The following is a 25,645-nucleotide window of genomic DNA, read 5'->3' on the forward strand; positions in this document are numbered from 1 at the left end:
GCCACGTTCAGCGTCTCCTGGTGCCTCATATCCGACGGTACCTTGCCTGGCCCCCCGTTCGGGCCCCCCTCGGCACGGTTCACATTGATGTGCCCGACCGTGCCAAGGGGTGGACTGCCACGCGTCAGGCGCCCACTGGCGCGTTCTTGCGGGTGGACACGATCTGGTCGATCAGACCGTACGCAAGGGAGTCCTCGGCCGTCAGGATCTTGTCGCGCTCGATGTCGTCGCGGATCTTCTCGATCGGCGTCGTGGAGTGCTTCGCGAGCATCTCCTCCAGCTGCGAACGCATCCGGAGGATCTCCTGAGCCGCGATCTCCAGGTCGGAGAGCTGCTCACGGCCGGTCTGCGAGGACGGCTGGTGGATCAGCACACGCGCGTTGGGCAGTGCCATGCGCTTGCCCGGCGTACCGGCGGCGAGCAGCACGGCCGCGGCGGAGGCCGCCTGGCCCATGCAGACCGTCTGGATGTCCGGCTTCACGAACTGCATCGTGTCGTAGATGGCCGTGAGGGCCGTGAACGAGCCGCCGGGGCTGTTGATGTAGATGGAGATGTCGCGGTCCGGGTCCATCGACTCCAGGCACAGCAGCTGCGCCATGACGTCGTTGGCGGAGGCGTCGTCGATCTGCACGCCGAGGAAGATCACGCGCTCCTCGAAGAGCTTCGCGTACGGGTCGTACTCACGCACGCCCTGCGAGGTGCGCTCGACGAAGCGCGGCACGATGTAGCGGTTGTCCACCTGCGGGCCGGTGTAGAGGCCGCTCGCGGAGTAGTCGTTCATGTGGGTTTTCACCATCCTGGTGGCGTTCGGTGGGCTGGGGGAGGCTCGGCTGCGGGGGTCAGGCCCCGGTACCGCCGCCGCCCGGAACGCCCGAGGCGGAGCTGATGATCTCGTCGATGAGGCCGTACGCCACGGCTTCTTCCGCCGAGTACCAGCGGTCGCGGTCACCGTCACGGATGATCGTCTCGACGGTCTGGCCAGAGTGCCGGGCGGTGATCTCCGCCATGCGCTTCTTCGTACGCAGCAGCTGCTCCGCCTGGATCTTGATGTCCGAGGCGGTGCCGCCGAGGCCGGCCGACCCCTGGTGCATCAGGATGTCGGTGTTGGGGAGCGCGAAGCGCTTGCCCGCGGCGCCACCGGTCAGCAGGAACTGGCCCATCGAGGCCGCGAGGCCCATGCCGATGGTGACGACGTCGTTCGGGATGTACTGCATGGTGTCGTAGACCGCCATGCCCGCCGTCACCGAGCCACCGGGGCTGTTGATGTAGAGGTAGATGTCCTTGTCCGGGTCGGCCGCAAGGAGGAGCAGCTGCGCTGTGATCTTGTTGGCGATGTCATCGTCGACCTGCTGGCCGAGGAAGATGATCCGCTCGCCGAGCAGCCGGTTGTAGACCTGGTCGCCGAGGCCTCCACCGATGGACGGCTCACCCGCGGCGTACGGCATCAGATTCGTCACGTATACACCTGCTCGTCTCTGACGGCATCGGCCGTCTCAGCGTCTTCGTACCGGAGGGCGGGGACTCCCCACTCTCCTCTTCATGGACCCTAACGCGCAGGTAGGACAACGCCATCCCGCTTCCCGAACTGTTCGCTGGGAGCGCAAGGTACGGAGCCGCACCGACGTACGACGACGGGCCCGGACGCGTGATGCGTCCGGGCCCGTCCTCGCAGATCAGATCAGATCGATCGAAGCTCAGGCCTCGGTCGTCTTCTCCTCGGCCTTGTCGTCAGCCTTGTCGTCAGCCTTGGCCTCGGACTCGGTCTCGGTGGAAGCCTCAGCAGCCTCGGCCGCCTCGTCTTCCTCGTCCTCGAGCTCGACAGCGTCACCGTTGGTGTCGGTGACCTTGGCGGCCTCGACGACAACAGCGAGCGCCTTGCCGCGGGCGACCTCGCCGACGAGCATCGGCACCTGGCCACCCTCGACGACGGCCTGGGCGAACTGGTCGGGGCTCATGCCGGAGGACTGCGCGCGCCGCATGAGGTGCTCGGTGAGCTCCTCCTGGTTGACGTTCAGCTTCTCCTTGTTGACGAGCTCGTCCAGGACGAACTGCGTCTTGATGCCCTTGACCGCCTGCTCGCGCAGCTCGGCGTCGAACTCCTCGGCCGACTTGCCCTGGATCTCGAGGTACTTCTCGATGTCCAGGCCCATCTGGGCGAGCTGGTGGTTCTCCAGGTTGTGCTTGCGGGTCTTGATCTCGTCCTCGAGCAGCTTCTCGGGGATCGGGACCTCGACCAGCTCCAGCAGCTTCTCCAGGACGCGCTCCTGGGCCTGCGTGGCCTGGTCGTACTGCTTCATGTTCTCGAGGCGCTTGCGGCTGTCGGCCTTGAGCTCGTCAAGAGTGTCGAACTCGCTGGCCATCTGCGCGAAGTCGTCGTCCAGCTCGGGCAGCTCGCGGGCGGCGACCTGGGTGACCTTGACGGTGACCTCGGCCTCCTTGCCCTCGGCGCTGCCGCCCTTGAGCGAGGAGGTGAAGGTGGCCTCGCCACCGGCCTCCACGCCGGTCACGGCCTCGTCGATGCCTTCGAGGAGCTCGCCGGAACCGATGGTGTACGAGACACCCTCGGCGACGCCGTCCTCAAGGACCTCACCGTCGACCTTGGCTTCGAGGTCGATCGTCACGACGTCGCCGTCGGCGGCGGCACGCTCGACCGGGTTCGTGGAGGCGAAGCGCGCGCGCAGCTCCTCGACGGCCTTGTCGACGTCCTCGTCGCTGACCTCGACCGCGTCGACCTCGACCTCGATGCCGGAGTAGTCCGGGATCTCGATCGTCGGGCGGATGTCGACCTCGGCGGTGAAGGAGAGCAGCTCGCCGTCCTTCAGCTCGGTGATGTCGACCTCGGGCTGACCGAGGACATTCAGCTCACCCTCGTTGACAGCCTCGGTGTAGAACTTCGGAAGGGCGTCGTTGACGGCCTCCTCCAGCACAGCACCACGGCCGAACCGCTGGTCGATGACTCGGTTCGGGATCTTGCCCTTACGGAAGCCCTTCACCGTGACCTGCTGGTTGATCTTCTTGTACGCCGCGTCGAGGCTGTCCTTGAGCTCCTCGAAGGGCACCTCAATGCTGAGCCGAACCCGGGTCGGGTTCAGGGTCTCCACGGCGCTCTTCACGGTTCGGTCTCCTTGGGGGCTGACTTCTGGGGTTCTGCTGGGCCGCGCGGGAGGCGGCTTCGCCGATCGAGCCCGGCACATCAGACACACGGGCACGAGTTTGCATAGTAACGGCAAGCAGGAAGACTCCCACAACGCGATCTTGGTCGGGATCGCACGGGATCGCGCTTCTGGTGACGCCGATGGCGGTACTGATGATGCTGGTGATGGTCGGGGTGGCCGGATTCGAACCGACGACCTTCCGCTCCCAAAGCGGACGCGCTACCAAGCTGCGCCACACCCCGTCGGTGCGACACGTAGGGTACATGCCCGCGGACAGTACGGCCGCCGGTTTACCAGGGGCCCATCGGGTGTGCGCCGAAGGCCAGGGACCCGCTACGATGCTCTTCGTGCCGCGGTCACGTGACCGGCGGTGCGATGTGCGGGCGTAGCTCAATGGTAGAGCCCTAGTCTTCCAAACTAGCTACGCGGGTTCGATTCCCGTCGCCCGCTCCACAGCCTCCGGCCCGGCTCGGTGATACGTCACCGGTCGGGCCGGCGGCATTTCGTGAGCCGTACCGCCGGAGGCGCGACGACGGCCGTTGCGGCCGCCCCCTCAGAAGCTGATCTGGTTGATGGTGTCCGCCAGGGAATCCAGAAAGCGATTGATCGACGGCGCCATGCCGGTGGACGCGAGGAAGAAGCCGAAGAGCACGGCCACCACCGCCGGTCCCGCCTTGATCGAACCCCCGCGGATCAACACCACCAGGATGATCGCCAACAGAAGCACCACAGACAGTGAAATGGCCACACTGATCACACCTTTGGTCGGTCCGCCTTGCCGGCCCGGGAGCGCACGGCCCGGCGCACGGCCCAGCACACTCCCGCAGGCACCATCGTGCCACCAACTCACCACTGGTGGCTGCCGGGTGACGGAACGTTGGTGACCGGTTCGCGCCACCGGGAGATCCGGCGCACACCCCGGGGCGCGGGCGGCGCACATACTCGCCGCTGAATTGGACTGCCCCGCGCGGGAGTTAATAGGCGTGATCGTTTCGCTATCCACACATCTTGTTCGCAGGAAATTCGAATTGCGCGGACGGCCACACGCCGACGGTCGACAAAGATGTATTGAATGGGACATATCACCAGAGTCACCCGCCGACGGTATGCACCATTTAATCGGGATGAGTTACCCCATACGGGGGTGAAAATGTGAGCCGCGCCATAAAGACCCATGGCTATGTCGACTTCTCTGTCCACGGGGTACTCACACGAATAGCAGAGAGCCGAGAACGAGGTTTTACGGAATCCCTCCGGCGGCGCTAGGGTGCCTCAGATGTTTCACGCTCCGCACGGATATCAGAGGGCCCCGCTCCCCCCGGCCCGGGAGCAGGAGCCCCAAACACCCCTTGCACGGACCGCCGCGACCCCCACCCCCCGGTCCGGGGCCGAAGCAGTCCCCACGCCCGCCGCACCCCTCCCCACCTCCGCCGCCACCCCCGCCCCCGCCCCGAAGCAGCGCGACGCGTTCTTCGACAACGCCAAGTACCTGGCGATCGTCTTCGTGGCGATGGCGCACATGTGGGAGCCCGTGATGGACGGCAGCCGCGCCACCCGCGCGCTGTACATGGTCGTCTACAGCTTCCACATGCCGGCGTTCATCATCATCTCCGGCTACTTCTCCCGCGGCTTCGACATGAGCCGCAAGAAGATCCAGCGCCTGATCACGGGCGTCGCCGTACCGTATGTGATCTTTGAGACCGCTTATACCCTCTTCAAACGGTGGGCCGACGACCCCGACCAGTCCATCAGCCTGCTCGACCCCTGGTACCTGACCTGGTTCCTGATCGCCCTGTTCGTCTGGCGGCTGACCACCCCGCTCTGGCAGTCGCTCCGCCATCCCCTGCCGGTGGCGCTCGGCATCGCCGTGCTCGCCTCCGTGACCCCCAACATCGGGGACGACCTCAACCTCCAGCGCGTGCTGCAGTTCCTGCCGTACTTCGTGCTGGGTCTGCTGCTGAAGCCGGAGCACTTCCAGATGGTGCGGCGGCGCGAGGTCCGGCTGCTGGCCCTTCCCGTCGTGCTCTGCACCCTGGTCTTCGCGTACTGGGCCGCCCCCCGCCTCGGGCTCGGGTGGTTCTACCACAGCAGCGCGTCGCAGCAGATCGGCGCTCCCTGGTGGGCCGGGGTCGTCATGACCTTCGCACTCTTCGGGTGCTCGCTCGTCCTGACGGCCTGCTTCCTGGCCTGGGTCCCGGGCCGCACGATGTGGTTCACGGTGCTGGGCGCCGGCACGCTCGGCGGCTATCTGCTGCACGGCTTCCTGGTGAAGGGCGCCGGCTACGCGGACCTGTTCGAAACGTACCCCTGGCTCTCCACCCCCCTCGGCGAGATCCTGGTGACCGTCGTGATCGCCGTCGCGGTCACGCTGCTCTGCACGCCGTTCGTACGGCGGATGTTCCGCTGGGCGATGGAGCCCGAGATGAAGTGGGCCTTCCGCCGCGACCCGGTCGAGAACGCCCGGCAGCGGGAGCGCCGTTTCGCGGGCAAGGCGGGCAAGGCGGGCAACGCCTCCTAGGGGGCAGCGGTCCCGGGCCCGGGTTCCAGTCCCAGGAGACGGTGTACCTCCGCGTATTTGAGCGTGAGACGGACCCTGGTCGCCTCGTCGAGTACGGCGAGACGGCCGGGGTCCGCGTTGTGTGCGAGGTCCGCCTCCTTGACGAGGCGCGCGCCGGGCGTCGCGAGGATGCGCCGGGTGTACGCGCGAAGGTCCTCCCCCGGGCGCTTGGTCACCGCGAGCACCATGTCCTTCGTGGACTGCGGCAGTTCGGCCGCCGCCAGCCAGTCCGCCGACAGGGCGTCGTCCTCCACCGAGTCGTGCAGCCAGGCCGCGGCGATCTGCTCTTCGCTGCCTCCCCGCACGCGTACGCCCTCGGCTACGGCGGCGAGGTGTTCGACGTACGGGCGGCCCGCCTTGTCGGTCTGCGCGGCGTGCGCGGCCCGGGCGATGGCTTCGACCTCGGCGAGAGTCATGTTCGGCATGCCCCCGACTGTACGGACGGATGGTGTGCGGACCTTGTACGGTCCCTGGCCGCGACGGGGAAAGCCCCTTCCCTTCGCGGTTACGCGTCGTGGCAGATCAGGAGGAGGGCGCGGTCGTCGTTGACGTCCTTCGCCACCGCTTCGATCAGGTGCCACGCCGCGCCCTCGAAACCGCAGGACACGTAGCGGTCGGCTTCGCCCGTCAGGCGGTCGATTCCTTCCGCGATGTCCCGGCCCGACGCCTCCACCAGGCCGTCCGTGAACAGCATCAGTACGTCGCCGGGCGCCAGGGAGCCCTTGCAGGAGTCGAACTGGGCGCCGTCGTACACGCCGAGCAGCGGGCCCTCGCCGGACTTCTCCTCCCAGCGGCCGCTTCCCGCGTGGAGCTGGAGCGCGGGGAGGTGGCCCGCCGACAGGAGCTCGTAGTCGCCGGAATCCAGGTCCAGGACCAGGTGGATGGAGGTCGCGAAGCCCTCGTCCCAGTCCTGGCGCAGCAGGTAGCCGTTGGCGGCGGGGAGGAAGCCGTGCGGCGGGAGGGAGCCCAGGAGGCCGCCGAACGCGCCGGAGAGGAGGAGTGCGCGTGACGCCGCGTCCATGCCCTTGCCGGACACGTCGGTGAGGACCACTTCGAGGGTGCGGCCGCCGTTCGTGCGGGCCGCGACCACGAAGTCGCCGGAGAAGGACTGGCCGCCGGCCGGGCGCAGTGCCATTTCGCTGTGCCAGTGCTGCGGGAGGCGGGGCAGCGCGCTTTGTACCCGGATGCGTTCGCGCAGGTCGAAGAGCATCGTGCCGCCGCGTCGCCAGGGGACGCCGACCCTGGCCCGGAACTGGGCGATGATCAGGCCGAAGAAGCCGCAGGCGGCGACCGTGAGCACCGTGCCGGGCGTGACCGTGGCCGGGCCCTGCGTGTACGGGCCGAGCACGATCGACTCGACGATCAGTCCGGTCGCGGCCGCGGCGTACAGCCCGAGCAGGCTGGCCGGGCGCAGCAGCAGGCCGCCGGCCACGATCGGCAGGACCAGCATGGCCGGCGCGCACCAGACCGGCGAGGCGATCGTGCCGCCGACGATCGCCGGGATCGTCAGCATCAGGCCCGCGAGGGCGATCCAGTCCGAGCCGTCGCCCCGGAAGTAGTCGACGCCGGATTTGCGCAGCGCGATACGGGCCCGGTACGCCGACTTGCGCGTCCGTGCCGAGAGCGATTCGGTTCCCACTCCTGCTGCCATTGCGGTGGACCCTATCTATCCTCGGCCATGCTCCGCAGGGGGACCCCTGTGACATTGTGTTCGAAATCGGGTCGCCCTCATGCCGGAGGCCTGGTAGGCATGGCATATGACCACCGAATTACGGGTGTTGCGGGCGAGTGAGTGGGACGTCTGGTTCGAGGCGGTCGAACTGGCCTTCGGGGGTGTGACGGAGAGCGCGGAGGAGCGGGAGTTCGACCGCGCGGTGACGGAGGCTGACCGGAGCCTGGGCGTCTGGGACGGGGATCAGTGTGTGGGGACTGCTTCGGCCTTCTCTTTTCGGCTGTCCGTGCCGGGGGGCGCGCTCGTGCCTGCGGCGGGCGTGAGTCTGGTGAGTGTCGCGACTACGCACCGGCGGCGCGGGGTCCTGACCTCGATGATGCGGCGGCAGCTCGACGACGTACGGGAGTGGGGTGAGTCGGTCGCTCTGCTGACCGCTTCGGAGCCCGCGATCTACGGGCGCTTCGGGTACGGCGCCGCTACGCAGCAGTTGTCGGCGGAGATCGACACGGCGCGGGTGCGGCTGGCGGTGCCGGCGGGGACGGACGACGTACGGCTGAGGTTCGCGGCGCCGGCCGACGCGCGGAACGCCTGCGAGGCGGTGTACGCGCGGAATGTGCCGGGGCGGCCCGGGATGCTCGCGCGGCGGCCGCACTGGGAGCGGATGCCGCTGCTCGATCCGGAGAGTGAGCGTGAGGGTGCGTCGCCGCTGCGGTGTGTGCTGGCCGAGCGGGCGGGTGATGTGGTGGGGTACGCGCGGTTTCAGTTCAAGCCGGAGTGGAAGTGGGCCGGGTCCGACGGCACGGTCGTGCTGCGGGACCTGGAGGCGCTCGATCCGGCGGCGTACGCGGCGCTGTGGCGGTTTTTGTTCGACATTGATCTGACGTCGAAGATCCGGGTGCGGAACCGGCCTGTGGACGATGCCTGGCAGCACCTTGTGTCTGACATCCGGCGGTGCGATCTAAGGGTGCGGGATTCGCTGTACGTGCGGCTGGTTGAGGTGGGGGCGGCGTTGGAGGCGCGTGCTTATCAGGCGCCGGTGGATGTGGTGTTGGAGGTGGCTGACGCCTTTTGCCCCTGGAATGAGGGGCGTTGGCGGTTGACGGGTGATGCGAAGGGTGGGGCGTCGTGCAAGCGGACTGATGACGCGGCGGATCTCGCGCTGTCTGTACGGGAGTTGGGTGCGGCGTATCTGGGCGGAGTCAGCCTGGCTTCGCTGGCGGCGGCCGGGCGCGTGCGGGAGTTGCGGCCGGGGGCGCTGGGGGAGGCTTCGGTGGCGTTCGGGGCGGGGGTCGCGCCGTGGCTTCCGCACGGGTTCTGAGGGGCGCTGGGAATTTCGGCCCGGCCCTGGTTGAGGCGCGGGCCTTGGGGGCGGGGCCGCGCTTATGGCCCGGGGCTCGCTTGAAGCGGGGGCCTTGGGGGCCGTGCCGCGCCGGGGCGTCTCCTCGGGTGCCGAACGTTCGGGTAGTGCGTTGTTTGTTCGGGCTCGTTGCGTTCGGCACCCTGCGGGGAGCGCCCCGGCACGTCCCCGCCAGCCACCGCGACCGTGCAGCGCGTCCCGCTCAGCGGGTCTGGCAGGTGGGGCACCAGAAGAGGTTGCGGGCGGCGAGACCGGCGGTGCGGATCTCGTCGCCACAAATGTGGCAAGGCATGTTCGCCCTGCGGTAGACGTAGACCTCGCCGCCGTGGTCGTCTACGCGGGGCGGGCGGCCCATCGCTTCCGGCATGTGCTCGGGGCGGACCGTGTCGATGCGGTTGTTGCGTACGCCCTCGCGCATGAGGGTTCTCAGGTCGGCCCACATCGCGTCCCACTCGCGGCGGGTCAGGTCCTTGCCGGTGCGATACGGGTCTATGCCGTGGCGGAAGAGGACTTCTGCGCGGTAGACGTTGCCTACGCCGGCGATGATTTTCTGGTCCATGAGGAGCGCCGCGACGGTGGTGCGGCTGCGGGACACGCGCTGCCAGGCCTTGTCGGAGGCGGCGTCCGGGCGCAGTGGATCCGGGCCCAGACGGTCGTGTATCGCCTGCTTCTCGCCGTCGGTGATCAGAGCGCAGGTGGTGGGTCCGCGGAGGTCTGCGTAGTGGTGGGTGTTCAGGAGGCGGAGGCGGACCGTGTCCGTGGGGGGTGGTGGGGCGGGGCTCGCGCTGCCGAAACCCAGTTTCCCGAAGAGGCCCAGGTGGATGTGGATCCAGCCGGTGTCCTCGAAGCCGAGGAAGAGGTGCTTGCCGTGGGCCTCTGAGGTGGTGAGGGGTGTTCCGTCGAGGAGGGCCGCGCTGTCCGTGAACTTGCCCTGGGGGCTCGTGACGCGTACCGGTCCGCCCACGAAGCGGGCGCGGTGGTCGTCCGCGAGGCGGTGGATGGTGTGCCCCTCGGGCATGGGTGTGCGTCTCCTGGGCGGGCGGGTCCTCGAAACGCCGGAGGGCTCCATGCCCTCCGGCGATGAGGGTTGCTACGGCTGCTGGGGGTGGTGGGCCGGGATCGGGGGGAGATCGCCGGTCTGCTCGTAGGACGCCAGCATGTCGATGCGGCGCTGGTGGCGCTCTTCGCCCGAGTAGGGGGTGGAGAGGAAGATCTCCACGAACTTGGTCGCCTCGTCCTGCGAGTGCATCCGGCCGCCGATCGAGATCACGTTGGCGTCGTTGTGCTCACGGCCGAGCGCCGCGGTCTGCTCGCTCCAGGCCAGCGCGGCGCGTACGCCCTTGACCTTGTTCGCGGCGATCTGCTCGCCGTTGCCCGAGCCGCCGATCACGATGCCCAGGCTCTCCGGGTCCGCGGCGGTCTTCTCCGCGGCACGCAGGCAGAACGGCGGGTAATCGTCGAGGGCGTCGTAGATGTGGGGGCCACAGTCGACGGGCTCGTGCCCGTGGGCCTTCAGCCACTCGACGAGATGGTTCTTGAGTTCGTATCCGGCATGGTCGGAACCGAGGTACACGCGCATGGGACGAGTGTGGCACGTGAGCGGTCGGGTAGCTGTCGCCGGGGTGAGGTCGGCGGCGCTTGCTTCGGATTTCGTACAACGATCCGGAATCGGGTCTTCCGTCCCGCGTAACTTCCAGTTTGAATGCACGGGCTCGTAACCCGAGAAGCTAAGGATTGTGCATGAACGCGCAGCCGACCCTTGCGAAGGCAGGCGGAAACCCCGTAGAACCAGGGAATCCGCACTCCTCCGACGGTCTCCAGGCCGGTCTGAAAAACCGCCATTTGTCCATGATTGCCATCGGCGGTGTCATCGGCGCCGGCCTCTTCGTGGGGTCGAGCGGCGGCATCGCGGCCGCCGGTCCGGCGATTCTGCTGTCGTACACACTCGTCGGCGCCCTCGTCGTCTTCGTGATGCGGATGCTCGGCGAGATGGCCGCCGCCAACCCGACGTCGGGTTCCTTCTCGGCGTACGCCGATCGGGCCCTGGGGCGCTGGGCCGGGTTCTCCATCGGCTGGCTCTACTGGTTCTTCTGGGTCGTGGTGCTCGCGGTCGAGGCGACCGCCGGCGCGAAGATCCTTGAGGGGTGGATACCGGCCGTACCGCAGTGGGGCTGGGCGCTGATCGTGATGGTCGTCCTGACCGCCACGAACCTGGTGTCCGTCTCGTCGTACGGCGAGTTCGAGTTCTGGTTCGCCGGGATCAAGGTCGTCGCCATCGGTGGCTTTGTTGTCATTGGTCTGCTGGCCGTTTTCGGGGTGCTGCCGGGGTCCGACAACCCTGGGACAGGGTTTGCGCATTTGACCGACAGCGGTGGGTTCTTCCCGCACGGGCCCGGCGCGATCCTGACCGGTGTGCTCATGGTCGTCTTCTCGTTCATGGGCAGCGAGATCGTCACGCTGGCGGCCGGCGAGTCGTCGGACCCGCAGCGGGCCGTCACCAAGGCCACGAACAGCGTGATCTGGCGTATCGGCGTCTTCTACCTCGGCTCGATCTTTGTGGTGCTGACGCTGCTGCCGTGGAACGACAAGTCGATCCTGAAGGACGGGTCGTACGTCGCCGCTCTTAACTCGATCGGGATTCCGCACGCCGGTCAGATCATGAACGTCATCGTGCTGACGGCTGTGCTGTCCTGCCTGAACTCCGGGCTGTACACGGCCTCGCGGATGGCGTTCTCGCTCGGCCAGCGCGGTGACGCGCCGAAGTCGTTCGCCCGTACGAGCGACAAGGGCGTACCGACGGCAGCGATCCTGTCGTCCGTCGCCTTCGGGTTCGTCGCCGTCTTCTTCAACTACAAGTGGCCCGACACGGTGTTCGCGTTCCTGCTGAACTCCTCGGGCGCTGTGGCCCTGTTCGTGTGGCTCGTCATCTGCTTCACGCAGCTGCGGATGCGCGGGATCATCCTGCGCGAGGCGCCGGAGAAGCTCATCGTGAAGATGTGGCTCTTCCCGTACCTGACGTGGGCGACCGCCGCGATGATCACGTTCGTCATCGTGTACATGGCGTTCGACAACGCCGCGCGCGAGCAGGTGCTGCTGTCGCTGCTGGTGGCTGCCGTCGTCGTCGGCATCGCGTTCATCCGCGAGAAGCTGCGGCGTGGCCGGGACGCGAGCGTCGTCGTCGAGGACTCGGTCGGCTAGCTCGGACCTGTAAGGACCAGACGGAAGGGCCCGCACCTCGTACGCGAGGTGCGGGCCCTTTTTGTTTGTCTGTACGGGCGACTTAGCCGCGGTCCCCCATCAGCCTCCATGCCGTCGGCAGCGCGCCCATCGCGAGGGCTGCCTTGAGCGCGTCGCCGAGGAGGAACGGGACCAGGCCTACGGCCACGGCCGTGCCCAGCGACATGCCGGTGGAGACGGCCAGGTACGGAACGCCGACCGCGTAGATGACCGCCGAACCCAGCACCATCGTGCCCGCGGTGCGCAGCACCGAGCGGTCGCCGCCGCGGCGGGCCAGCGCGCCGACCACGGTGGCGGCCAGCAGCATGCCGAGTACGTAGCCGAAGGACGCGCCGCCCGCGCCCGAGGTGCCGCCCGCGAACCACGGCACGCCGGCCATGCCGACCACGGCGTACAGCGCCAGGGAGAGGAACCCGCGGCGGGCGCCGACGGCCGTGCCGACGAGCAGCGCCGCGAAGGTCTGGCCCGTGACGGGGACCGGGGAGCCCGGGACCGGGACGGCGATCTGGGCCGCTATGCCGGTGAGCGCGGCGCCGCCGAGCACCAGGGCCGCGTCGCGGGCGAAGGCCCGGGCGGTGGTGGTGGTGGACGGCAGCAGGTCGGCGAGGACCGCTCCGGAGCGGGCGGGGGCGGCAGCAGTGCTCATCGGGACTCCGCGGAAAGTAGGGCTCGGGCAGAAAGGACACCGTGACCGTAACCCAGGGGTTAACGAGCGATCACCATCAGCCACTGACAAAGGGGAGGTTGACGGCGTGGTGGGGTTCGGACAAAGAGTCGACCGTAATCGCGCGATCGCGTGATGCTCGTCACTGAGGTCGGGGGCGCGGAGGGCCGTTTTGCGGAGCAGGGGCGGGCTCGGCCAGACTGTAGGTTCTTGCCAAATGCCCTGCTGAACGTTTCCTAGAGCTGAGCCGCGAGCCACATGCACCCCGCCAATGCCGAGCCCCTGGCCCATGGGCTCAAGCAGCGCCATCTGACCATGCTCGGCCTCGGCGGGGTGATCGGCGCCGGACTGTTCGTGGGCTCGGGTGCCGGGATCGCGGTCGCAGGCCCCGGCATCGTCGTCTCGTATCTGATCGCGGGCGCGCTCGCGATGCTGGTCATGCGGATGCTCGGGGAGATGTCCGCGGCGATGCCCGCTTCGGGGTCGTTCTCGGTGCACGCCGAGCGCGCGTTGGGTCGCTGGGCCGGATTCAGCGTGGGGTGGCTGTACTGGTTCCTGCTGGTCGTGGTGCTGGCGGTGGAGGCCACGGCGGCGGCGCAGATCGCGAACGGCTGGGTGCCCGGGATCGCCCAGTGGGCGTGGGTGCTGATCTTCATGGTGGTGTTCACCTGCGCCAACCTCGCGGCCGTCAAGAACTTCGGCGAGTTCGAGTTCTGGTTCGCCGGGCTCAAGGTCGGCGCGATTGTTTTGTTTCTTGGGCTCGGGGTGCTGGCCATTTTTGGGGTGCTGCCGGAGACCGGGCCCGTGGGGTTCAGCAATCTCACCGGTCGGGGCGGCTTCCTGCCGAATGGCTGGGAAGGCGTCGTGTCGGGGGTGCTGACTGTCGTCTTCGCCTTCGGCGGGCTGGAGGTCGTCACGATCGCCGCCGCCGAGACCGAGGACCCGGCCCGCAATGTGGCGCGAGCGGTGCGCGCCGCCGTGTGGCGGATTCTTTTCTTTTACGTGGGGTCGATGCTGGTCATCGTGACCGTCCTGCCTTGGACCGCGCAGCAGGCGGGGCTCAGCCCGTACGTGACCGTGCTCGACGCGATCGGCGTTCCGTCCGCCGGGCAGATCATGAACGTCGTGGTGTTCGTCGCGCTGCTTTCCGCGCTCAACGCCAATCTGTACGGGTCCTCGCGGATGGTGTTCTCGCTGGCGGAGCGCGGTGAGGCGCCGAAGGGGCTGCTCAAGGTGTCGGGTGGCGAGGGCGGCGGTGGCGTGCCTCGCCGGGCCGTGCTGGCCTCGGTCGCCTTCGGGTTCGTCTCCGTACTTCTGAATCTGATGTGGCCCGACACCGTCTTTCTTTACATGCTCAACGCGGTGGGCGCTGTGCTGTTGTTCGTGTGGGGGCTCATCGCCGCCTCGCAGCTGCGGCTGCGGCGGCGCATCGAGCGCGAGGCTCCCCAGACGCTGACGCTGAAGATGTGGGGCTTCCCCTGGCTCACCTGGGTCACGCTGGCCGCACTCGGCGGCGTACTGCTGCTGATGCTCACCGATGACGCGGCGCGGCCGCAGGTGATGTGGTCGGGCGCGGCTACCGGTGCGGTGCTGGTGGTGGCCGTGGTGAGAGAGTTGCGTGCGCGGCGTGTGTAATCGTTCACGAAGTGTGAGCATGGTGTCCGTATAGCGGGCAAGTGTTCCCAGTGACCGGTGCGCGTACTCAGACTGTGGCGTCTATTCCCCCGTCTCAGCTACCGAACAGGGCACACCCATGTCTCGGACTTCCGCGCCGGCGCCCGTCGAAGATGTCGGCACTGCCGACATCGGCAACAAGGTCGACTCGCCACTCACGCACGGACTCAAGCAACGCCATCTGTCGATGATCGCCCTCGGTGGCGTCATCGGCGCCGGGCTCTTCGTCGGGTCGGGTGCGGGCATCGCCGCCGCCGGTCCTTCGATCATCGTCGCGTATTCCATATCCGGGCTGCTGGTCATGCTCGTGATGCGCATGCTCGGCGAGATGTCGGCCGCCAATCCGGCCTCCGGTTCCTTCTCCGTGCACGCCGAGCGCGCGATCGGCCCGTGGGCGGGCTTCACGGCGGGCTGGGCGTTCTGGTTCCTGCTCTGCGTGGCTGTCGGCCTCGAAGGCATCGGCGCCGCGAAGATCATGGTGGGGTGGTTCCCGGACTCGCCCGAGTGGGCCTGGGTCGCGCTCTTCATGCTGGTGTTCTGCTGCACGAACCTGGCGGCCGTAAAGAACTTCGGTGAGTTCGAGTTCTGGTTCGCCGCGCTCAAGGTCGGCGCGATCGTGCTGTTCCTCGGCATCGGCGTCCTCGCGATCGTCGGCGTCCTGCCGGGCTCCGACAACCCCGCGCCGGGCACCGGGAACCTCACGGGCATCGGCGGGTTCATGCCGAACGGGTCCGAGGGTCTGATCGTGGGACTGCTGGCGTCTGTTTTCGCGTACGGCGGGCTGGAGACGGTCACCATCGCGGCGGCCGAGTCCGAGCGGCCGGTGCAGGGTGTCGCGAAGGCCGTGCGTACGGCGATGTGGCGCATCGCGATCTTCTACATCGGCTCGATGGCGGTCATCGTCACGCTGGTGCCGTGGAACGACAAGGCGGTCGCCGAGAAGGGGCCCTACGTCGCGACCCTGGACCACCTGGGTATCCCCGCCGCCGGTCAGATCATGAATGTGGTGGTGCTGATCGCCCTGCTTTCGGCGATGAACGCCAACATCTACGGCGCCTCGCGCATGGCGTGCTCGCTGGTCTCGCGCCGTCAGGGCCCGAAGGCGCTCGGTGCGGTTTACGGTGGTGTGCCGCGCACCGCCGTGCTGGTCTCGTCCGTGTTCGGTTTCGTCTGTGTGCTGCTGAGCTACTGGCGGCCGAACGACATCTTCGTGTGGCTGCTCAACACGATCGGCGCGCTGATCCTGGTCGTCTGGTTCTTCATCGCCGTTTCGCAGCTGGTGCTGCGCCGACGCACCGAGCGCGAGGCGCCGGAGACGCTGGTCGTGAAGATGTGGGCGTACCCGGTGCTGACGTGGGTGGCGCTCGCGGGCATGGCGGCCGTTTTCGTCCTGATGGCCCGTGAGGAGGGCACGCGGGTTCAGCTGTACTGGAGTGGTGGGCTGACGGGCCTTCTGGCGGTTGTCGGTTTCGTGCTGCAGATGGTGCGGACGCCGGTGGCGGTAGCGGTGGCTGAGCCTGTTGCGGTGGCCGCCGCGGAGGCTGCGCCGGTGGTCGTCACGAAGACTGTGCCGGAGGCCGAGGCGGAGACCGAGGCGGAGACCGACGCGGAGGCGGTTACCGAGCCTGCCCCGGTTGTCGTTACCGAGGCCCTTACGACGGCCATCACGGAGGCTGTCACCGTGGCGGTGACGAAGGCCGTTGCTGACGCCGTGACGAAGGCCGTTACCGAGGCCGTTGCCAAGCCTGCTGCGGAAGCGGCGACGAATGCTGTCGCCAAGGCTGCGGCGGATGCGGTCGCGGAAGCGGTCGCGAGCAACAGCAGCAGTAGCAGCAGTAGCAGCAAGGAAGACTGAGCGATCTGTCGCAACGCGTTGGACCCCCTGGCCGCTATGGCCGGGGGGTTCTGCGCGTACTGACGGTCTTTTCCCCTACCCGCCCCTTCCCGAACTGGGGCAAGCCCCAGCCCCCAGACCACACAGACGCCCTCCGGGCGTGTCCTCAAACGCCGGACGGGCTGGATTTTGCTGCGCTGGAGTCCCAGAGCGCGGCAATTGCACGGAGCGCGGCAACCTCGAGCTGGGGCGAAGCCCTCAGCTCGGACGAGCCCCCTGGGCACCTCCACCCCCTCCGGCGAACAGGGCCGGGGGCGGAGCCCAGCCACCCCCGGCTCCCCACAGCCCGACCGGCACTTGAGAACCAGAGTCCGGGGCGAAGCCCCAGCCACCCCGGCCACTTCAGCCCGTCCGGCGTTTGAGGACCGCGGCCCGGGGCGGAGCCCCAGCCACCCCCGGCTCCCCACAGCCCGACCGGCACTTGAGAACCAGAGTCCGGGGCGGAGCCCCAGCCACCCCCGGCTCCCCTCAGCCCGTCCGGCGATTGGGGAGCGGGGGCCGGGGCAGCGCCCCGGAAAAGCTCGCAGGGTCAGGGGGGTAGGCGGGTTAGGGCGTGGGCGGACACGGGGGGTGGTAGCCAGCCTCGGTGGGTCAGTTCGGTGATCAGGCGGGCGTACGGGGCCGCGAAGGCCGTCGTGCGGCCCGGACGGGGGTGGACGGTCTCGCGGATGCGGACCATGGCTTCCGCCGTGTCGGCCAGGTTGGGGCCCGCCCCCTCCCCCGCGCCGTGCGCCGCCAGGATCGCCATGCCCAGTGCTGGTTCCGTCTGTTCGGGGATTCGGGCCGGGCGGCCCAGGATGTCGGCACGGAGTTGGTTCCAGTACGGGCTGCGGGCCGCGCCGCCCGTGAAGGTCAGAGGGCCCTCGACCGGCGCGCCCAGGTAGTGCAGATAGTCCAGGCACAGACGTTCCGCGTAGCCGATGCCCTGGAGCATCGCCGCCCATCTGTCGGCCTCCGACGTACCGCCGTTGAGGATGAAGGCGGTGGCGGCCGGGGCTCGGAAGGGGAAGCGCTCGCCCTGTGAAGTCAGTGGGTAGGCGAGGGCTACCGACGGCTCGTGGTGGGCGGCCAGGGCGTCCAGGCGGGCCGGGTCCGCGCCGGGGAAGGCCACGGTGAGGGCGCCCGCGCCTACGCTGGACGCGCCGCCGGGGAGCCAGTTGCCGTCCGGGGAGCGGTGGTTGTAGACGATGCCTGTGCTGTCGCGGACGGGGGCGGTCGAGACGCCCTTGAGGACCAGAGTGGTGCCGAGTACGGAGTTCCAGGAGCCGGGGCGTAAGGCGCCCGAGGCGATCTGCGCGGCGCAGCCGTCCGTCATGCCGGCGATGACCAGGGTCCCGGCGGGGATGCCGGTCTCGGTCGATGCCGCTTCGGTGACCTTGCCCAGGCAGGTTCCGGGGCGTACGACTTCCGGGAAGAGGGCGACGGACAGGCCCAGTTGGGCGAGAGCTTCCTCGGGCCAGGTGTCGCGTTCCAGGTCGTAGCCGGTCTTCAGGGCGTGGCTGGAGTCGGTGGCGACCGGGCCGCCGGTGAGCCGGGCGGTCACCGTGTCGGCCTGGTGGGACAGCCTCACGGTCGTTCCGTTACGCCGCCGGGCCAGCCAGAGCGCCTTCGGCAGGCCCCAGCTCGGCGGTACGCCCGCCTCGTAGGCCTCGGGTGCGGCGCGCCCGTCGTCGTACATCAGGCCGGGGGTGAGCGGGTTGCCGTACGCGTGAGTGAGCAGGACCGTGCCCGAGGTCGAGCACACCGCGAGCGCACGGAGTCTGCGCGCCTGTACGCCCGTGAGCGCGGCCCGGGTCGCGGTGCAGACGGCGGACCACCAGTCGGCGGGGTCCTGCTCGTGGCGCACGCCGGTGCGCCGGCCGGTCAACGGGGCCGAGCCGCTGCCCAGCAGGTGTCCGCGGGTGGTCGCGACCACCGCCCGGACGCTCTGCGTACCGAGGTCGATGCCCAGCCATGCCGTGTCGTCGTCCCAGTCTCCGGACTTGTCGGATCGCACACGATCCTCCCGCGCTTATCGGCGCCGCCTGTGAAGTTCTCACTGTGCACCGAGATTTTCCGTTGCGCGAGGGATTGACGCCCAACTTCCGCTGTTCCAAGCTCTGTTAACCAGTCGACTGCACGTGTTAGCGGAGGTCGGGATGGACATGCGCGTACATGACCGGCGGCGGTTCCTCGCCCTCACAGCGGCTGCTTCCGCCACCCCGCTGCTGAGCGCCTGCGGCGCCGGCTTCGGCGGTGATGAGAGCAAAGAAGGTGGTGGGTCCGCCGCCGACGACGTCACCGGGGCCTTCGACTGGAAGAAGGCCAAGGGGAAGACAGTCAAAGCGCTGCTCAACAAGCATCCGTACACCGACGCACTGATCGCCGATCTCAAGTCCTTCACCGAGAAGACCGGCATCAAAGTCGAGTACGACGTCTTTCCCGAGGACAACTACTTCGACAAGCTCACTGTCGATCTGTCCAGCGGGCGTGCGTCCTACGACATCTTCATGCTCGGCGCCTACATGGTCTGGCAGTACGGGCCGCCCGGGTGGCTGGAGGACTTGGGGCCATGGATGAGCAACTCCTCGGCGACCGGTGGGGAGTGGGACCAAGGGGACTTCTTCCCGAATCTGCTGCAGGCCGATCAGTGGTCGCTCAAAGCCGGTGCGCCACTCGGGCAGGGCGGGCAGTACGCGCTGCCCTGGGGGTGGGAAACGAACGTCGTCGCCTACAACACCGAGGTCTTCAAGAAGCTCGGGCTCAAACCCGCCGAGACCTTCGACGAGCTGCGCGAGATATCCGGCGCCATCAAGCGCAAGGCACCCGGTGCGGGCTTCGAGGGGATGTACGGCGTCGCGGTGCGCGGGTCGCGGAGCTGGGCGACGATCCATCCCGGCTTCATGACGATGTACTCGCGGTACGGGCTCAAGGACTTCACGGTCGAGGGTGGGCAGGTCAAGCCCGCCATGAACACCCCCGAGGCCGTCAGCTTCACCCAGGACTGGGCCGAGATGGTACGGAAGGGCGGGCCGCCGTCCTGGACCTCGTACACCTGGTACCAGTGCTCCAGCGACCTCGGCGCGAAGAAGGCCGGGATGCTCTTCGACGCCGATACGGCGGCGTACTTCCAGGCGGTGAAGGGCGCGTCGCCCGCCTCCGGGAAGATCGCCTTCCATCCGGGGCCGAAGGGGCCCGACGGGTCGCTCGCCACGAACATGTGGATCTGGTCGCTCGGCATGAACGCCAAGAGCAAGAACAAGCACGCGGCGTGGCTGTTCCTCCAGTGGGCTACCGGCAAGGAGCATCTGCGGAAAGCCGCTGTCGAGGGCAACCACATCGACCCGGTGCGGAAGTCGATCAGCCAGGACGCGGCGTACAAGGACAAGATGAAGGGGCTGGAAGGCTTCATCGAGACCTTCGAGACGGTCGTCGACCAGACGAAGATCCAGTTCACGCCGCAGGAGCAGTTCTTCGACGCGACGACGAGCTGGGCGGCGTCGCTCCAGGAGATCTACGGCGGCAAGAACGCCAAGTCGGTGCTGAACGGGCTGGCGAGCGGCCTGGCTTCGAAGGTCGGGTGACGGCTCGATGTCGTCGTCCCTCACCGAGACCGGCCACGGGGCGGCCTCACGCGAGGGAGGTGGGCCGTCGGCGCGCGTCGTACCGCGCTGGCGGCGTGGGCTGCGGCCGTATCTGCTGATCGTGCCTGCTCTGCTGCTCACCGGCGGGATCCTCTATCCCTTCGGGCTCGGGCTGTACTACACGCTCTTCGACTTCGCGGCGAGCAAACCGCAACCGGACATGGTCGGGCTGGAGAACTACCGGCGGATCTTCAGTGAGTCGTCCTTCTGGGACTCGGCGTGGATCACGGTGCTGTACGCGGTGGGGGCGGCGGCGGTCGAGACGGTCCTGGGGGTGGGGGTGGCGCTGTTGCTGCACCGCTCCACGCTCGTCGGGCGTGTACTGGAGAAGATCCTCATCCTGCCGCTGATGATCGCGCCCGTGATCGCCGCGATCATGTGGAAGCTGATGCTCCAGCCGAGCGTCGGGGTCATCAACTATCTGCTGAAACCTTTCGGTATGGGGGGTGTTCAGTGGACGGACACCCCTACCGGCGCGCTGCTGTCGTCGATTGCCGTGGACGTGTGGGTCTACACGCCGTTCGTGGCGATCCTGGCGCTTGCGGGGCTGCGGTCGCTGCCCGCGTCGCCGTTCGAGGCGGCGGCGGTGGACGGGGCCGGCTGGTGGTTCACGTTCCGGAAGCTGACGCTGCCGATGTTGTGGCCGTACGTGCTGGTGGCGGTGATCTTCCGGTTCATGGACTCGCTGAAGGTCTTCGACATCATCTACGCCCTGACGGAGGGCGGACCCGGCGACTCGACCGTGGTGCTCCAGATCCGGGCGTACCTGGAGGCGATCCGCTTCCAGCGGTACTCGTTCGGGATCAGCTACATGATCGTGCTGTGGGCGGTGGTCTACCTGGTCACGATGGTGCTGGTGCGTTATCTGGGGAAGATCCAGAACCGGGCCGCGGAGGTGCCCAAGTGAAGCGCAAGCTGCTTGCTGTCGCTGCCGACGGGGCGCTGATTCTGTACTTCGTCTTCGCGCTCTTCCCCATCGCCTGGATGATCATTCTGTCGCTGAAGCCGGCGAACGAGCTGTTCAGTACGTACTTCTCGTTCACGCCCACCTTCGACGCGTACAAGACGGTGCTCGGGGCCGGGAACGACGAGGGCGTGCCGTTCCTGCGGTTCTTCGTCAACAGTCTGGTGGTGTCGCTGGGAGCTGTGGGGCTGTCGCTGGTGATCGGGCTGCCTGCCGCCTACGCGGCGGCGCGCTGGCGGTTCCGGGGCTCGGAGAACCTGATGTTCACGCTGCTGTCCTTCCGGTTCGCACCCGAACTCACCGTGATCATCCCGCTGTTCGTGCTCTACCAGCAGCTCGGGCTCTTCGACACGTACGTCGGCATGATCTGGGTGCTCCAGCTCGTCACGCTGCCGCTGATCGTCTGGATCATGCGCTCGTACTTCTCCGACCTCTCACCGGAGCTGGAGCAGGCCGCGCTGCTCGACGGCTACACGAGGAAACAGGCCTTCTTCAAGGTCGCGCTGCCGCTGGTCAAGCCGGGCATCGCCGCCGTGTCGCTGCTCGCCTTCATCTTCGCCTGGAACAACTTCGTCTTCCCGCTGATCCTGACGTCGTCCGAAGCCCAGACCGTGACGGTCGGCGCGCTGTCCTTCCTCGGCGGCGACCGCCCCAAGTACAACCTGACGGCTGCGGCGGCGCTGGTCTCGGTGATCCCGCCGCTGCTGCTCGCGCTCACCATCCAGCGCTATCTGGTGCGCGGACTCTCCTTCGGGGCGGTGAAGTCCTGATGCCGGCTGCTCCGACCGCTCCGAGCGCTGCCATCTCGCTGCGCGGGATTCATAAGGCGTACGGCAAGAACATCGCGCTCGACGGGCTCGATCTCGACGTCGGGGAAGGGGAGTTCTTCTGCTTGCTCGGGCCGTCCGGCGCGGGCAAGACCACGACACTCAAGACCGTCGCGGGGCTGGAGGAACCCCAGTCGGGAACGGTCTCGCTCGACGGCACCGACATGACGGGAGTCGAGCCGTACGACCGGGGCGTAGCGATGTGCTTCGAGTCGTACGCCCTCTACCCGCACCGCAGCGCGTACGACAACCTCGCGTCGCCCCTGCGCTCCCCCCGGTACAAGCTGCCGGCCGCCCAGGCGCGCGAGCGTATCGGCACCATCGCCGAGCTGCTGGGCATCGGCGCGCTGCTGGACCGCCCCGTGGGCCGGCTGTCCAACGGGCAGCGGCAGCGCGTCGCGCTCGGCCGTGTCCTGGTGCGCCCCGCCCGCGCGTTCCTGCTCGACGAGCCGCTGTCCCACCTGGACGCCAAGCTCCGCCAGGCGATGCGCGCCGAGCTGAAGGCGATCGGCGCGGTCCAGCGCACCACGACCCTGTACGTCACGCACGACTCGGTGGAGGCGCTGGCGCTGGGCGACCGTATCGGGGTGATCCGGGAGGGGCGGATCGTCCAGACGGGGACTCGCGAGGAGATCTGGCACCAGCCGTACGACACCTTCGTCGCCCGCTCCTTCGGCCGGCCCCGCATCAATCTGCTGCCGGGGACCGTCACGGGCCACGGCACCTTCCTGTCCGCCGACCGCTTCTTCGAGATTCCGCTGAACTGGCTGCCGGCAGGGTCCGCCGCACCCGGCACCGCCGTGCAGATCGGGGTCCGGCCGCGCGACCTTGCGCTGGGCTCCTCCGCCCTCGGAGCGGGCAGCATCGAGCTCACGGGAACCGTCTACATCACCGAAGTCCTCGGGCGCGCCACCGAGGTCACCGTACGGCTCGGCGGGCAGCACCTCTCGCTGGTCGTGCCGCGCGCGGACGCCGCCGGGCTGCGGCCCGACGCGCCGGTGAGGCTGAGCGTACGGCCTCAGAGCCTGCTGCTGTTCGAAGCCGACGGGCCGGACCTGCCGGGGCGGAGGATCGGCGCATGAGCGGCGGCGACCAGCGCGAGCGCGGCCCCGGACCCCGCCAGGCGGCCATCGCCGAACGCGTACTGGCCGCGGGCTCGGCCACCGCCGCCGAGCTGGCCGAGCGCTTCGACGTCAGCCTGATGACCATCCACCGGGACCTCGACGAGCTCGAACGACAGGGGTTGGTACGGAAGTTCAGGGGCGGAGTCACCGCCCAGCCGTCGGGCGTCTTCGAATCGAACGTCGCGTACCGGCTGAAGACGATGCGCGCGGAGAAGGCCGCCGTCGCCGAGCACGCGCTGAAGCTCATCGAGCCCGGCATGGCGGTGATGCTCGACGACTCGACCTCCACCCTGGAGATCGCGCGTCGGCTCGGTTCGAGACCGATCAGTCCGCTGACCGTGGTCACCAACTTCCTCGAAGCGCTGACGCTGCTGTCGGGCGAGCGCGGCATCCACCTGATGGCGCTCGGCGGCGACTACGATCCCCTCCACTCGTCCTTCCTGGGCGTCTCCTGCATGGAAGCCGTCCAGCTCCTCCAGGTCGACATCTGCTTCACGTCGACGTCGGCCGTCTCCGGCGGCTTCGCCTACCACCAGGAGCAGCACATCGTCTCCGTCAAGCGGGCCATGCTCGACTCCGCCGCGAAGAACGTGCTGCTGCTCGACCACTCCAAGCTCGGCCGCGTCGCCCTCCACCGGCTCGCCCCGCTCTCCCGCTTCGACCTGGTGCTGGTCGACGACGGGGCGTCGGCGGAGCTGCTGCGCGACCTCGACGAGCACAAGGTCCCGTACGAGGTGTGCGCGACGGCTGGGACGGCCGGGACGGCGAGGGGAGTACCGGACGATGACTGAACTCGCGCTGCGCGAGCTGCGCAAGACCTACGTGTCGCGGGGCCGCCCCCCGGTGGAGGCCGTACGCGGCATCGACCTGGAGCTGCGATCCGGTGAGCTGCTGGGCCTGCTCGGCCCTTCCGGCTGCGGCAAATCCACCACCCTGCGGATGATCGCGGGTCTGGAGGCGGTGACCGGCGGCGACATTCTCGTCGGCGGCGACTCGGTGGTGAAGGTTCCCGCCCAGCGGCGCAATATCGGCGTCGCCTTCGAGAACTACGCGCTCTATCCGCCGCTCACCGTCGCCGACAACCTCGGCTTCGGGCTGGCGGCGCGGGGCAGGCCCCGCGGGGAAGTGGCGTCGCGGGTACGGGACATGGCCGAGCGGATCGGCCTGACGGAGCTGCTCGACGCGCGGCCGGGCGGGCTCTCCAGTGGCCAGAAGCAGCGGGTGGCGCTGGCGCGCGCGCTGATCCGCGAGCCGGACGTACTGCTGCTCGACGAGCCGCTCTCGCACCTGGACGCGGCGCAGCGCGACACGACCCGGCGCGAACTGAAGCGCATCCAGCAGGACTTGGGGCACACCACCATCCTGGTCACCCACGACCAGGAGGAGGCGCTGTCGCTCGCCGACCGTATCGCCGTGATGAAGGACGGCGTCATCCAGCAGCTCGGCACGCCGTACGAGATCTACGACAGCCCGGCGAATCTCTTCGTGGCCGACTTCGTCGGCGAGCCCGCGATCAACCTCCTGCCGGGGGTGGCCGAAGCCGACGGCCGGGTGCGGCTCTCGGACAGCGTGCGGCTGGCCGTTCCGGTGCGGCTGGGGACGGGGCTGGCCGTGGGGCGGGAGGTGGTGCTGGGGATCAGGCCGGAGGATCTGCGGCTGGCGGAGGACGCGGGTGTACGGGCGCGGGTGAGCGCACACGAACCGCTCCTCGAAGCCGGTATCGCCACGCTCGCGCTCGACGGAGTGGCCAAGCCCCTCGTCGTACAGACCGGACCCGAGGTGCGCCTCGACCGGGACGACACCGTGCGGGTGACCGCGGACCCGCAGCTCACGCATGTATTCGACGCCGAGACAGGGGAGGCTCTGCGATGAAAATCCTGGCAGCCGGTGACCACTTCGTACTCAACTCACTGATCGGTGAGGCGGTGGAGACCGCCGTCACCGCGTCCCCCTTCGAACTGACCGAACTGACCCTTCCCTGGCCGCTCGAACCGTTCACGAAAGTCGCCGAGGTCGACGAGGCCAGCGACTGCGAGGACGCGCTGATCGAGGCGCTGCGGGACGTCGAGGTGTGCGTGACGCAGATGGCGCCGTTCACGGAGCGGGTGCTGGAGGCCTCCCCCGCGCTGCGGCTCATCGTGGTCTGCCGCGGCGGCCCGGTCAACGTCAACGTGGAGGCGGCGCGGGCGCGCGGCGTGCAGGTGTGCTTCGCGCCGGGCCGCAATGCGGCGGCCACCGCCGAGTTCACGGTCGGGATGATGCTGGCCGCGATGCGCCGCATCCCGGAGACCCATGACTCGCTGGCGCGGCGGGGCGTATGGGACGGCTCGTACTTCACGTACGACCGGTGCGGTCCGGAGCTGGAGGACACCCCGGTGGGGCTGATCGGATACGGCGCTGTCGGCAGCCGGGTCGCGCGGGTGCTGTGCGCGTTCGGTGCGGAGGTGGAGGTGTACGACCCGTACGTGCGCGGTGATGTGCACGGCGTACGGGTCGCGTCGCTCGACGCGCTGCTGTCCCGGTCGCGGGTCGTCACTTTGCACGCGCGGCTCACCGACGAGACCCGTGGCCTGATCGGCGCCCGCGAACTGGGGCTGCTGCCGCGCGGGTCCGTGCTGGTCAATGTGGCGCGGGGGCCGCTCGTCGAGACGGACGCGCTGTGCGACGCGCTGGAGAGCGGGCAGCTGGGGGCGGCCGCCCTCGACACGTACGAGCAGGAACCACTGCCTGCCGGTGCGCGGCTGCGGGGCGTACCCGGGGTCGTGATGACGCCGCACCTGGGCGGGGCGAGCCGCCCGGTGGCCGAGAAGGCGGCGCGGATCGCGGCGGCCGAGGTGGCGCGGTACGCCGCCGGAACACCACTGGCGCACAGCCTGACCTGAGGAGTCCTGAGGAAT

General features: G+C 68.7%; 21 protein-coding genes, 2 tRNA genes and 1 pseudogene. 13 read left to right on the forward strand and 11 right to left on the reverse strand.

Annotation, left to right across the window (positions count from 1 at the left end):
- Window positions 1-124 precede the first annotated feature (124 nt).
- From ABZX79_RS22510 to ABZX79_RS22525, 4 genes are all read right to left on the reverse strand, one after another.
- Window positions 125-796: an ATP-dependent Clp protease proteolytic subunit gene (locus ABZX79_RS22510; protein ID WP_355260408.1), complete on the reverse strand. Its 672-nt coding sequence runs from the start codon at window positions 794-796 to the stop codon at window positions 125-127.
- 43 nt (window positions 797-839) lie between these two features.
- A complete protein-coding gene (locus tag ABZX79_RS22515) occupies window positions 840-1,445 on the reverse strand; it encodes an ATP-dependent Clp protease proteolytic subunit (protein ID WP_355260522.1) in 606 nt (201 codons plus the stop codon).
- Window positions 1,446-1,694: 249 nt separating this feature from the next.
- Complete coding sequence (gene tig / locus ABZX79_RS22520) at window positions 1,695-3,113, reverse strand: trigger factor (protein ID WP_355260411.1); 1,419 nt, start codon at window positions 3,111-3,113, stop codon at window positions 1,695-1,697.
- 207 nt (window positions 3,114-3,320) lie between these two features.
- Window positions 3,321-3,397, reverse strand: a tRNA-Pro gene (locus ABZX79_RS22525).
- Window positions 3,398-3,534: 137 nt separating this feature from the next.
- Here ABZX79_RS22525 and ABZX79_RS22530 point away from each other — a divergent pair.
- Window positions 3,535-3,608, forward strand: a tRNA-Gly gene (locus ABZX79_RS22530).
- A gap of 100 nt (window positions 3,609-3,708) precedes the next feature.
- Here the strand turns inward: ABZX79_RS22530 and ABZX79_RS22535 are convergent.
- On the reverse strand, window positions 3,709-3,903 hold the full coding sequence (locus tag ABZX79_RS22535; RefSeq protein ID WP_355260414.1) for a hypothetical protein: 195 nt from the start codon (window positions 3,901-3,903) through the stop codon (window positions 3,709-3,711).
- Window positions 3,904-4,431: 528 nt separating this feature from the next.
- Here ABZX79_RS22535 and ABZX79_RS22540 point away from each other — a divergent pair.
- Complete coding sequence (locus ABZX79_RS22540) at window positions 4,432-5,673, forward strand: acyltransferase family protein (protein ID WP_355260417.1); 1,242 nt, start codon at window positions 4,432-4,434, stop codon at window positions 5,671-5,673.
- Here the strand turns inward: ABZX79_RS22540 and ABZX79_RS22545 are convergent.
- A complete protein-coding gene (locus ABZX79_RS22545) occupies window positions 5,670-6,137 on the reverse strand; it encodes an HD domain-containing protein (protein ID WP_355260420.1) in 468 nt (155 codons plus the stop codon). The two genes, ABZX79_RS22540 and ABZX79_RS22545, sit on opposite strands and share 4 nt — an antisense overlap.
- An 80-nt stretch (window positions 6,138-6,217) precedes the next feature.
- On the reverse strand, window positions 6,218-7,363 hold the full coding sequence (locus tag ABZX79_RS22550; RefSeq protein ID WP_355260423.1) for a PP2C family protein-serine/threonine phosphatase: 1,146 nt from the start codon (window positions 7,361-7,363) through the stop codon (window positions 6,218-6,220).
- 106 nt (window positions 7,364-7,469) lie between these two features.
- Between ABZX79_RS22550 and ABZX79_RS22555 the strand changes: the two genes are divergently transcribed.
- Window positions 7,470-8,702 carry a GNAT family N-acetyltransferase gene (locus ABZX79_RS22555; protein WP_355260426.1) on the forward strand — a complete coding sequence of 411 codons (1,233 nt, stop codon included), beginning with the start codon at window positions 7,470-7,472 and terminating at the stop codon, window positions 8,700-8,702.
- Window positions 8,703-8,943: 241 nt separating this feature from the next.
- On the opposite strand, the gene ABZX79_RS22560 is transcribed toward ABZX79_RS22555, so the two are convergent.
- Complete coding sequence (locus tag ABZX79_RS22560) at window positions 8,944-9,759, reverse strand: DNA-formamidopyrimidine glycosylase family protein (protein ID WP_355260429.1); 816 nt, start codon at window positions 9,757-9,759, stop codon at window positions 8,944-8,946.
- Window positions 9,760-9,831: 72 nt separating this feature from the next.
- The gene (locus ABZX79_RS22565) at window positions 9,832-10,320 is read right to left on the reverse strand and encodes a ribose-5-phosphate isomerase (RefSeq protein WP_215129991.1); all 489 of its coding nucleotides are present in this window, start codon (window positions 10,318-10,320) and stop codon (window positions 9,832-9,834) included.
- 161 nt (window positions 10,321-10,481) lie between these two features.
- Here ABZX79_RS22565 and ABZX79_RS22570 point away from each other — a divergent pair, with 161 nt between their 5' ends.
- Entirely contained in the window at window positions 10,482-11,939 is a 1,458-nt protein-coding gene (locus ABZX79_RS22570; RefSeq protein ID WP_355260432.1) for an amino acid permease, read from the forward strand.
- Between the two features lie 82 nt (window positions 11,940-12,021).
- Here the strand turns inward: ABZX79_RS22570 and ABZX79_RS22575 are convergent, their stop codons facing one another.
- Window positions 12,022-12,624 (reverse strand): biotin transporter BioY, encoded by a 603-nt coding sequence (locus ABZX79_RS22575; protein WP_355260435.1) that lies wholly within the window; start codon window positions 12,622-12,624, stop codon window positions 12,022-12,024.
- 276 nt (window positions 12,625-12,900) lie between these two features.
- Between ABZX79_RS22575 and ABZX79_RS22580 the strand changes: the two genes are divergently transcribed.
- Complete coding sequence (locus ABZX79_RS22580) at window positions 12,901-14,277, forward strand: amino acid permease (protein ID WP_355260438.1); 1,377 nt, start codon at window positions 12,901-12,903, stop codon at window positions 14,275-14,277.
- A 118-nt stretch (window positions 14,278-14,395) separates the two neighbouring features.
- Window positions 14,396-15,796: pseudogene (locus tag ABZX79_RS22585) on the forward strand (amino acid permease); the annotation flags it as partial.
- Between the two features lie 943 nt (window positions 15,797-16,739).
- Here ABZX79_RS22585 and ABZX79_RS22590 read toward each other — a convergent pair.
- The gene (locus ABZX79_RS22590) at window positions 16,740-18,206 is read right to left on the reverse strand and encodes an FGGY family carbohydrate kinase (RefSeq protein WP_355260441.1); all 1,467 of its coding nucleotides are present in this window, start codon (window positions 18,204-18,206) and stop codon (window positions 16,740-16,742) included.
- A gap of 142 nt (window positions 18,207-18,348) precedes the next feature.
- Here ABZX79_RS22590 and ABZX79_RS22595 point away from each other — a divergent pair, with 142 nt between their 5' ends.
- The 7 genes from ABZX79_RS22595 to ABZX79_RS22625 are packed head-to-tail and all read left to right on the forward strand — an operon-like array spanning window position 18,349 to window position 25,630.
- A complete protein-coding gene (locus tag ABZX79_RS22595; RefSeq protein ID WP_355260444.1) occupies window positions 18,349-19,773 on the forward strand; it encodes a sugar ABC transporter substrate-binding protein in 1,425 nt (474 codons plus the stop codon).
- 7 nt (window positions 19,774-19,780) lie between these two features.
- The gene (locus ABZX79_RS22600; RefSeq protein WP_355260447.1) at window positions 19,781-20,740 is read left to right on the forward strand and encodes a sugar ABC transporter permease; all 960 of its coding nucleotides are present in this window, start codon (window positions 19,781-19,783) and stop codon (window positions 20,738-20,740) included.
- Window positions 20,737-21,567: a carbohydrate ABC transporter permease gene (locus ABZX79_RS22605; RefSeq protein WP_355260449.1), complete on the forward strand. Its 831-nt coding sequence runs from the start codon at window positions 20,737-20,739 to the stop codon at window positions 21,565-21,567. Before ABZX79_RS22600 ends, ABZX79_RS22605 begins: the two co-directional genes overlap by 4 nt.
- A complete protein-coding gene (locus ABZX79_RS22610) occupies window positions 21,567-22,706 on the forward strand; it encodes an ABC transporter ATP-binding protein (protein ID WP_355260452.1) in 1,140 nt (379 codons plus the stop codon). Before ABZX79_RS22605 ends, ABZX79_RS22610 begins: the two co-directional genes overlap by 1 nt.
- Window positions 22,703-23,539, forward strand: coding sequence for a DeoR/GlpR family DNA-binding transcription regulator (locus tag ABZX79_RS22615; RefSeq protein WP_355260455.1), 837 nt, complete (start codon window positions 22,703-22,705; stop codon window positions 23,537-23,539). Before ABZX79_RS22610 ends, ABZX79_RS22615 begins: the two co-directional genes overlap by 4 nt.
- Window positions 23,532-24,620 carry an ABC transporter ATP-binding protein gene (locus tag ABZX79_RS22620; protein ID WP_355260458.1) on the forward strand — a complete coding sequence of 363 codons (1,089 nt, stop codon included), beginning with the start codon at window positions 23,532-23,534 and terminating at the stop codon, window positions 24,618-24,620. The genes ABZX79_RS22615 and ABZX79_RS22620 overlap by 8 nt, the downstream gene beginning before the upstream one ends.
- Entirely contained in the window at window positions 24,617-25,630 is a 1,014-nt protein-coding gene (locus tag ABZX79_RS22625) for a 2-hydroxyacid dehydrogenase (RefSeq protein WP_355260461.1), read from the forward strand. Before ABZX79_RS22620 ends, ABZX79_RS22625 begins: the two co-directional genes overlap by 4 nt.
- Window positions 25,631-25,645: the final 15 nt, after the last annotated feature.

Origin of the sequence: Streptomyces sp. NPDC002994 (genome assembly GCF_040611155.1) — a bacterium.
Classification (GTDB): domain Bacteria; phylum Actinomycetota; class Actinomycetes; order Streptomycetales; family Streptomycetaceae; genus Streptomyces.

Excerpts from the sequence above, each read along its gene's own strand:
- ABZX79_RS22620 (WP_355260458.1), top strand. The coding sequence starts at position 23,532 with ATGACTGAACTCGCGCTGCGCGAGCTGCGCAAGACCTACGTGTCGCGG.
- ABZX79_RS22575 (WP_355260435.1), bottom strand. The coding sequence starts at position 12,624 with ATGAGCACTGCTGCCGCCCCCGCCCGCTCCGGAGCGGTCCTCGCCGAC.
- ABZX79_RS22570 (WP_355260432.1), top strand. The coding sequence starts at position 10,482 with ATGAACGCGCAGCCGACCCTTGCGAAGGCAGGCGGAAACCCCGTAGAA.
- ABZX79_RS22580 (WP_355260438.1), top strand. The coding sequence starts at position 12,901 with ATGCACCCCGCCAATGCCGAGCCCCTGGCCCATGGGCTCAAGCAGCGC.
- ABZX79_RS22545 (WP_355260420.1), bottom strand. The coding sequence starts at position 6,137 with ATGCCGAACATGACTCTCGCCGAGGTCGAAGCCATCGCCCGGGCCGCG.
- ABZX79_RS22565 (WP_215129991.1), bottom strand. The coding sequence starts at position 10,320 with ATGCGCGTGTACCTCGGTTCCGACCATGCCGGATACGAACTCAAGAAC.
- ABZX79_RS22540 (WP_355260417.1), top strand. The coding sequence starts at position 4,432 with ATGTTTCACGCTCCGCACGGATATCAGAGGGCCCCGCTCCCCCCGGCC.
- ABZX79_RS22550 (WP_355260423.1), bottom strand. The coding sequence starts at position 7,363 with ATGGCAGCAGGAGTGGGAACCGAATCGCTCTCGGCACGGACGCGCAAG.
- ABZX79_RS22555 (WP_355260426.1), top strand. The coding sequence starts at position 7,470 with ATGACCACCGAATTACGGGTGTTGCGGGCGAGTGAGTGGGACGTCTGG.
- ABZX79_RS22600 (WP_355260447.1), top strand. The coding sequence starts at position 19,781 with ATGTCGTCGTCCCTCACCGAGACCGGCCACGGGGCGGCCTCACGCGAG.
- ABZX79_RS22560 (WP_355260429.1), bottom strand. The coding sequence starts at position 9,759 with ATGCCCGAGGGGCACACCATCCACCGCCTCGCGGACGACCACCGCGCC.
- ABZX79_RS22595 (WP_355260444.1), top strand. The coding sequence starts at position 18,349 with ATGGACATGCGCGTACATGACCGGCGGCGGTTCCTCGCCCTCACAGCG.
- ABZX79_RS22610 (WP_355260452.1), top strand. The coding sequence starts at position 21,567 with ATGCCGGCTGCTCCGACCGCTCCGAGCGCTGCCATCTCGCTGCGCGGG.
- ABZX79_RS22515 (WP_355260522.1), bottom strand. The coding sequence starts at position 1,445 with ATGCCGTACGCCGCGGGTGAGCCGTCCATCGGTGGAGGCCTCGGCGAC.
- ABZX79_RS22510 (WP_355260408.1), bottom strand. The coding sequence starts at position 796 with ATGGTGAAAACCCACATGAACGACTACTCCGCGAGCGGCCTCTACACC.
- ABZX79_RS22625 (WP_355260461.1), top strand. The coding sequence starts at position 24,617 with ATGAAAATCCTGGCAGCCGGTGACCACTTCGTACTCAACTCACTGATC.
- ABZX79_RS22615 (WP_355260455.1), top strand. The coding sequence starts at position 22,703 with ATGAGCGGCGGCGACCAGCGCGAGCGCGGCCCCGGACCCCGCCAGGCG.